This window comes from Pseudomonas sp. HMWF021 (genome assembly GCF_003061005.1).
Taxonomy (GTDB): Bacteria; Pseudomonadota; Gammaproteobacteria; order Pseudomonadales; family Pseudomonadaceae; genus Aquipseudomonas.
Window position 1 is genome coordinate 80,396 of the sequence record NZ_QAIK01000104.1, and the last position, 6,376, is coordinate 86,771.

The window sequence follows — 6,376 nt, forward strand, 5'->3', positions numbered from 1 at the left end:
GGGCACATTCAACATCTCTGTGCCTGACACACCGCTATCGCGGGCAAGCCACGCTCCCACAGGGGTTTGGGGGTGAAGCGAATATTTCGCTCACACCACAACCCCCCTGTGGGAGCGGGCTTGCCCGCGATGGCGTCGGCACATTCAACATATGTGCTGCCTGACACACCGCTATCGCGGGCAAGCCACGCTCCCACAGAGGTCCGGGGTGAAGCGAATATTTCGCTTACACCACAACCCCCCTGTGGGAGCGGGCTTGCCCGCGATGGCGTCGGCACATCCAGCAACCATGCTGCCTGACCCACCGCTTTCGCGGGCAAGCCACGCTCCCACAGTGTTTTGTGGTGAGGCACATATCCCGATCCATACCGAGGTCCCCTGTGGGAGCGGGCTTGCCCGCGAAGGCGTCAGCACTGCAACCATCGCAACAGCCTGACCCACTGCCCAAATCCCGCCCACAAAAAAGGGGACTTTCGTCCCCTTAGGCATTGTCGGCTTTACCACCAACCCATCAATAAATATCTTTCGACAACAACGTAAACGGCGTTTTCACCAGAATCTTCAGATCCAGCCACAACGACCAGTTGTTGATGTAGTGCAGGTCCATCTCAACGCGGCGCTGCATCTTGTCGATGGTGTCGGTTTCACCACGGCAACCGCTGATTTGCGCCAGCCCGGTGATGCCCGGTTTGATTCGATGACGAGCCATGTACGCGAGGATTTTCCCCGAGTAGTAGTGGTTGTGCGCCACCGCGTGCGGACGCGGACCGACCAGGGCCATCTGCCCCTGCAGCACGTTGAACAACTGCGGCAGTTCATCCAGCGACGTGCGGCGGATGAAACGTCCAACGGCGGTAATGCGCGAATCGTTGCGGCTGGCCTGAATCACTTCACGGTCATCGTGAACGCGCATCGAACGGAATTTCCAGACCTGAATCACCTTGCCGTTCCAGCCGTGACGATCCTGCTTGAAGAAAACCGGGCCCGGCGAGTTGATTTTCACCGCCAGTGCAATGAACAGCAGCACCGGACTCAACAGGATGATCGCCAGCAGCGCCACGCCTTTTTCCACCAGACTTTTGCTCAGCGCAGCGGTAGGGCGGCTGGTCAGCGGGCTTTCGTTGAGGCAGATCGCCGGCAGACCGTCCACGACCTTCACCGAGTGGTTGAGCAGAGTCAGACTGTTCAAGTCCGGCACCCAGACCACATCGACGTTGGCACCGAGTAAATCGAGGTACATCGCTTCGATTTTCGCGGCCTCGGCCAGCGGCAGGGTGATGTATAAACGGCGGATGTCATGGTCTTTGATCAGTTCCAGCAAGTCTTCCTGGTCACCGACCACACGGGGTGCGTCCGCATCCAGCTGCGGCTTCGCGCCATTGCTGACCAAACCTACCAGCGGCAGGTTTTCCACCTGACTGATCTTCTTCGCAAGACCCAGAGCCAGCTCGCCAGTGCCGACGATCAACGTCTTCTGCGCGCTGGTGCGGGAACGCTGGTAGTACTTGGAAAACGCATGCAGCGGCGCGTACATCAAAGCCTGGCCGAGGAAGCCGTAGACTGCCCAGCTCAGCGTCACCTCGCGGGAGAACACCTCGTCGGCCTTGCACACGAACGCGATGGCGGCCAGTGCCACCATGGTCATCGACCAGCCCATGAACAAGCGTCCAAGTCCAGTCAGGTAATTGTCCTGCTTGCGATACACGCCGCTGAACGTATACGCCGGCACCGAGGCCAATACCGCCAGTGTTGCGCACATGCGGTAATAGAACTCGACGGTGCCTGTATGTCGTTCAGCCAGTATGAACAACAACGCAACAATGAAAGCCTGCGCCAATGCCCATTGGCCCCAGAAGGTAAGTCCCTTGAGGCCGTTATTTCGATTGATCCGTAGAGAAAGTTCCATGAGATATCCCCAGAAATACGTCCATTCAGGTTTCGACAGTTGAAGTCCGAGTTGCTAGATAGGCTTGTTGTTGTTATTGGACGAGTGTCCTGAGGTAACAACGTCGATAGGCCGAACTGTCGTCAATCAATAGACTAAGTTATTGCCGGAGAGGGTGTCTGACGAGTTCTAACAAGATGGCACAGTGCCAACTTTTTAATAATCAAATACCAGGTTGTTAGAAAAGGTCGCAGAGCAGGGGGTGAATAAATTATGTTGTGTTTGTTACTGTAGGAGGGGTGGAGGCAGGGAGCTTTTATTATCAAGGAGGTGAAGCCAAACAGAGTGCTCTTGTTGTTTTTGTAATCGCACTGTTTTTCTGTTTGTTTTGTTCGCGGATATCGACTGTGGTTACGCGACGATGTCCTGAATGAGGCAATAACCGCGGTTTCTTACGGCACGAAACAGGCGCTCACCATTACTTGCGCTTTTGAACTTGTCCTGCAGGCGGCTCAGGCACATCTCCAGGCCACGATATTGTTCCGGCTCTCGACCGATGCTGAGTATCAGGTCATCGCGACTGACTACGCGTTCTTCGTGGTGAAGCATTTTGCGCACCAGCGCGGTTTCCAGGCCGGTCAGACTGATCTCGACGCCCTCTTTCACCAGCGCGCCTTGATCGTTGTCCAGGTGCCAGGTCTCGCTGCACGGAGTACCGTTCTCAATGGTCGAAGTCTGGTGGTTGGCGTCCGCATTCATCATCGGAGCTTTGTGAAACGGATTTGCCGACTGTGCGGCCAGCCACTCCGATTCGAGGGTGGCCAATATGCGCTGAGTATCGTGTTCGATCGTGCGGGCGACGTTTTTCCGAGTGCCGCTTGGGTAAGAGAACTCCATCAGCATGGGGGCGGAAGAGGGCGAAGTAGCACCTTCAATAAACATTTGTGCCTGAGACGTGCCAAACGAATTGAAGCGCTCGCTGGACAGAATGCTCTCAAGTTCACGCTGCGACGTTGTACTGTGAGTCACGACGACAAAATATTTTCTTGGGAGGGTTGTACTAGTTTCCATGTCTCTCTCCTAAAATACGCGCCAAATTTGGCTAAAAGATAAATCGGCAGGCGAGCAATGACTTCCTTGGAAGTAATCGACAGGCAGGGTCTGGGCCCAAAATGGCCCTCGATAAGTTCCACTCGTTCTGCTGCTATGTTGTTAAGTTTATTGTTATGGTTCGGTGTAGCCGTGCTCATTCAATTGCTTGATTATAAGTAGGTTTGAAGTACAACTAGAGCTGTATGGTTGCATATGACGATCCTTCGTGATTATGCAAAGAGGATGGCTGCCCGAGAGTCAGGCAGTCGATATCAGACCCCGCATCAGGCGATAGCCGTAGCCGCGGATGCTCTGAATCGCGTTGGTACCATACATGTCCTTGATTTTTCCACGCAAGCGGCTGATGGATTTTTCCAGCGCTCTCGGATCGTAGAAATTGGTATTGAGCCCCATGACGCCGGCGATTTCATCATGGCTGAGAATATGGTTGCTGGTTTGCGCAAAGGCCTCCAGGATCTTCATCTCGGCAAACGAGATGTCGAGTTTCTTGCTGCTGCAGCCCAGCAGGCAGATGCGTGTCGGGTCGAGCGTCAGATTGATATCCCGCTGCCATTCTTCACTGTTGAAGAATTCACCGAGCAAATCGTCTGCCTCGTCGGAAAGGGTATTGAGTTTGATACAGAAGTCGGCACCGGCCAGGAAGTACTTAATCTTGTTGAAGGCGCCGCGACCGGTAATGACCGCGCAAATGATGGGCTTCAAGTTTTCGCTGCGTAGGCTCTCGATCAGCGCAAGATTGTCTTCCAGCGCTTGCGGACTGTCGATAACGATGAAGATGGCTCGATACGAACCAGAAAGTTCATTGTTATAGGAACTAGTGTACGAACCGGCCTCAAGTGCCATATCAGCGCGCACATGCTTTGCGATCAGTGCCCTGAAATGCTCGGCCACGCCACGGGTACGACCCAGAGTGAGAACACCGGGTTCGTCGTTTGTCGGGCGCGGACTTCTAGTCGCCAAGTTCCCTGAGAGCATCATGCATTGACTCGAATTAGGTGCTGACATCGGGATGTTAAAGCACCGGTTCTCATCTGTGACTGACAATTGGTAACATTCACGCGATTTTTAGACGTGGCTCCCGAGTTTTCTAACAATAATTAAGCATTTCAAGCTTTTAGTTGATTTTCTCGGGGCTGTGAACTAGTCGTTACATGGTGGCAATGTGGAATTGTGCCACTATTTTGAATCTATGGACAAGGCTTTGTTCATGTCCAATTGCCACTGTCTGACATTCAGACATAATGTGAGCCGGATCACACTTTATTGGTTGATCCAACTTTTTTCCATCGGATGCCTAAATATTTTCTGAGTGATTCGTAGGCGGACGATTATTAACATGGCTTGAGTGTGTCTTTTAATAAGACATATTCTCCGTCGCCTGATCAGGCAATGGGTGTCGCGTTATACCGATTGTTTAACTTCAGATACTCAATTCCTGAATACAGTTGACCGGCCGCTCATCAAGAGCGCTCTGATGGAGGATTAATGGATTTCTGGACCTTTATCCAGGTGTTGATTTTGGGCGCGGTAGAAGGCCTGACCGAGTTCTTGCCGATTTCCAGTACCGGCCACCAGATCATCGTCGCCGACTTGCTCGACTTCGGGGGCGAACGCGCCATGGCGTTCAACATTATTATTCAGCTGGGTGCGATCCTGGCGGTGGTCTGGGAATTTCGTCCGAAGATCTTTGAAATTGTCAGAGGCCTGCCGACCCAGCGCAATGCGCAACGTTTCACCCTCAACCTGTTGATCGCTTTCCTGCCGGCAGTGGTGCTTGGCGTATTGTTCGCTGACAAAATCCATCAATACCTGTTTAACCCGATCACCGTGGCTGTTGCATTGGTGGTGGGCGGCATCGTGATGTTGTGGGCCGAACAGCGGCGCCATGTGGTAAGCGTCGAACATGTCGACGACATGCGCTGGTCAGATGCGCTGAAAATCGGTTTCGTGCAATGCCTGGCAATGATCCCCGGTACTTCGCGTTCCGGCTCGACCATCATCGGCGGTTTGTTGTTCGGCTTGTCCCGCAAAGCCGCCACAGAGTTCTCGTTCTTCCTCGCCATGCCAACCATGGTCGGCGCCGCGGTTTACTCCGGCTACAAATACCGCGACCTGTTCCAGGCCAGCGATCTGCCGGTGTTCGCCCTCGGTTTCGTCATCGCCTTCATCTTCGCCATGATCGCCGTGCGCGGCCTGCTCAAATTCATCGCCAACCACAGCTACGCGGCGTTCGCCTGGTATCGGATCGCGTTCGGCCTGTTGATTCTGGCGACGTGGGTGTTTGGCTGGGTGAACTGGACGGAAGCGGCGGGGTGATGCGCGCGCCAGGTGGATCAATCCGCCTGGCGCGTATTACGGAAGAGGGGCATTAACGCCCTTGCAGCAACTCACCAGCCTGATCCAGCAACGCCAGCGGATCCTTGGCCTTGTGAATATCCACCGACAACAACTGACGGAACTTGCGCGCCCCCGGGAACCCGGTGCCCAGCCCCAGCACATGCCGGGTGATGTGATGCATCGCACCGCCCGCCTGCAGATGCTCGGCAATATATGGCCGCAACTGCGCCAGCGCCTCGGCACGGCTGATCACCGGCGCGCTGCTGCCGAACAACTGCTGATCGACCTCTGCCAGCAAATACGGATTGTGATAAGCCTCACGCCCGAGCATCACACCGTCAAAGGTCTGCAAATGCTCATGGCAGGCCTCCATCGTCTTGATCCTGCCGTTGAGCACAATCTCCAGCTCCGGAAAATCTGCTTTCAGCTGCGCCGCCACGTCATAACGCAGCGGCGGAATGTCGCGATTCTCCTTCGGCGACAACCCCTCCAGAATCGCAATCCGCGCATGCACGGTAAAACTGGTGCACCCGGCCTCGCGCACCGTACCGACGAAATCACACAACTCGGCGTAACTGTCCCGCCCATTGATCCCGATCCGATGCTTCACCGTCACCGGAATCGACACCGCATCGCGCATCGCCTTCACACAATCGGCCACCAACTGCGGATGCCCCATCAGGCACGCACCGATCATATTGTTCTGCACCCGATCACTCGGGCAGCCCACATTCAGGTTCACCTCGTCGTAACCATGCTCCTGCGCCATGCGCGCGCAAGCGGCCAGATCGAGCGGCACGCTGCCACCCAACTGCAGCGCCAGTGGATGTTCGGCTTCGTTGTGACGCAGGAAACGTTCGTGATCGCCGTTGAGGAGCGCGCCGGTGGTGACCATTTCGGTGTAGAGCAGGGCGTTCTTCGACAGGATGCGTAGGAAGTATCTGCAATGCCTGTCAGTCCAATCCATCATCGGGGCGACGGAGAAGCGGCGGGAAAGTGGGGCGGGTGTGGCGGTGATAGGGGACATGGGCGGTTCTGGAA

Annotated in this window: 5 protein-coding genes; 1 reads left to right on the plus strand and 4 read right to left on the minus strand. The window is 55.1% G+C overall.

Going from position 1 to position 6,376, the window contains the following annotated elements; all coding sequences use genetic code 11:
* Positions 1-511: 511 nt before the first annotated feature.
* The 3 genes from DBR18_RS14105 to DBR18_RS14115 form a co-directional block, all read right to left on the minus strand.
* Positions 512-1,906, minus strand: a complete 1,395-nt coding sequence (locus DBR18_RS14105; protein ID WP_108590768.1) for an undecaprenyl-phosphate glucose phosphotransferase — start codon at positions 1,904-1,906, stop codon at positions 512-514.
* A gap of 390 nt (positions 1,907-2,296) precedes the next feature.
* On the minus strand, positions 2,297-2,956 hold the full coding sequence (locus DBR18_RS14110) for a helix-turn-helix domain-containing protein (protein ID WP_108590769.1): 660 nt from the start codon (positions 2,954-2,956) through the stop codon (positions 2,297-2,299).
* A 279-nt stretch (positions 2,957-3,235) separates the two neighbouring features.
* Positions 3,236-3,976 (minus strand): winged helix-turn-helix domain-containing protein, encoded by a 741-nt coding sequence (locus tag DBR18_RS14115; protein ID WP_108590770.1) that lies wholly within the window; start codon positions 3,974-3,976, stop codon positions 3,236-3,238.
* Positions 3,977-4,483: 507 nt separating this feature from the next.
* Here DBR18_RS14115 and DBR18_RS14120 point away from each other — a divergent pair.
* Entirely contained in the window at positions 4,484-5,314 is an 831-nt protein-coding gene (locus DBR18_RS14120) for an undecaprenyl-diphosphate phosphatase (protein WP_108590771.1), read from the plus strand.
* Positions 5,315-5,366: 52 nt separating this feature from the next.
* Here DBR18_RS14120 and dusA read toward each other — a convergent pair whose 3' ends face one another.
* Entirely contained in the window at positions 5,367-6,362 is a 996-nt protein-coding gene (gene dusA / locus DBR18_RS14125; protein ID WP_108590772.1) for a tRNA dihydrouridine(20/20a) synthase DusA, read from the minus strand.
* Positions 6,363-6,376 lie beyond the last annotated feature (14 nt).

Coding starts and splice junctions, on each gene's coding strand:
- DBR18_RS14120 (WP_108590771.1), top strand. CDS start 4,484: ATGGATTTCTGGACCTTTATCCAGGTGTTGATTTTGGGCGCGGTAGAA.
- dusA (WP_108590772.1), bottom strand. CDS start 6,362: ATGTCCCCTATCACCGCCACACCCGCCCCACTTTCCCGCCGCTTCTCC.
- DBR18_RS14110 (WP_108590769.1), bottom strand. CDS start 2,956: ATGGAAACTAGTACAACCCTCCCAAGAAAATATTTTGTCGTCGTGACT.
- DBR18_RS14115 (WP_108590770.1), bottom strand. CDS start 3,976: ATGATGCTCTCAGGGAACTTGGCGACTAGAAGTCCGCGCCCGACAAAC.
- DBR18_RS14105 (WP_108590768.1), bottom strand. CDS start 1,906: ATGGAACTTTCTCTACGGATCAATCGAAATAACGGCCTCAAGGGACTT.